This is a genomic window from Kitasatospora nipponensis, from assembly GCF_039528135.1.
Taxonomy (GTDB): domain Bacteria; phylum Actinomycetota; class Actinomycetes; order Streptomycetales; family Streptomycetaceae; genus Kitasatospora; species Kitasatospora nipponensis.
Genome location: NZ_BAAALF010000516.1, coordinates 1 through 1,038, shown reverse-complemented (window position 1 = coordinate 1,038; position 1,038 = coordinate 1). Strand labels below are relative to the sequence as shown.

Here is a 1,038-nt window from a genome sequence, read left to right as displayed (position 1 = left end):
AGCCCCGGCCGCTTTCGATGCTGGACCGATACCTGTTGGTGTGGGCAGGGTCTGCCTTCACGACCGATGCGAATAGCCGTCCGTTGATTTCGCCGGACACGGCGGGGAGGTGCTCGAAGAAGATGCCGCCTTGTCTGTGTTGGGCGTTCAGGTCTATCCCAGCCTCGTTGTGTCACCGCAGTGATCGGCTGAGCATGTGCCCGTGATCTCGCTTTCGACGGTTCCCGGGGGCGGAGCAGGGGTCGGTAGGGCTGCCCCACGTCCCAGCCTCACCGACCACACACAAACGTTCGTACAGTTCGCCCCGGTCCACGTGAACGACGGAGGCTAGGGTGAGTAGCCAGCCACGCCGAGTGCCAATCGGTTGGCGTGGCTTGTCAGTGGTGTGAGCCGTGGTGTGGCGCGGATTGCGGGCCACACCACAGCTCGACCGCTGCTGGTTAGGCCTTGGTGAAGTAGCCGTACATGTCGGCGATGGCGTGGGTGTATCCGCTGCCGTTGTAGAGGTCGACCTGGTTGTCCTGGCCGGTGGGTACGGCGGCGTGGATGGACAGGGTCGCGCCTGCGGAGAAGTTGAGGTTGCTGGTAGCAGGGCGCGTGGTGCCGTGCGGGTAGAGGGTGAAGTAGCCGGCGGTTTCGGCCTGGACGGTGGCGACGGTGAAGATCGCGGCGTTGGCTCCGGCCGGGACACCAGTGATACCGACAACCTGCCCGAGGGTCATGGCGGTGCCCGGGTTCTCACGGGTGTCGAGCAGGCGGAGCGGGTCGATCGGAATGTAGGCGCTGGCGCCGGCCGCGCTGTAGTAGCCGACCACATCGACGATCACGTCGGTGGGCGCGCCACTGCCGTTGGACACCCGGATCTTGCCGTCCGCGCCGACCGGCACGATCACCGCGTTGGCGATCGTCTGGCCCGGCCCGAAGTTCAGGTTGGACGCGAGGGGCTTCGGCACGTCGTTCGGGTAGATGGTCAGGAAGCCACCGCCCTTGGCGGCGGTCGTGGTGACGTTGAGGGCCACGGCCGTGACACCCGAACCG

The 1,038-nt window shown here is 66.3% G+C and carries 1 pseudogene; it reads right to left on the bottom strand.

What is annotated here, in order from left to right:
- Positions 1-440 precede the first annotated feature (440 nt).
- Positions 441-1,038: pseudogene (locus ABD323_RS41590) on the bottom strand (hypothetical protein); the annotation flags it as partial.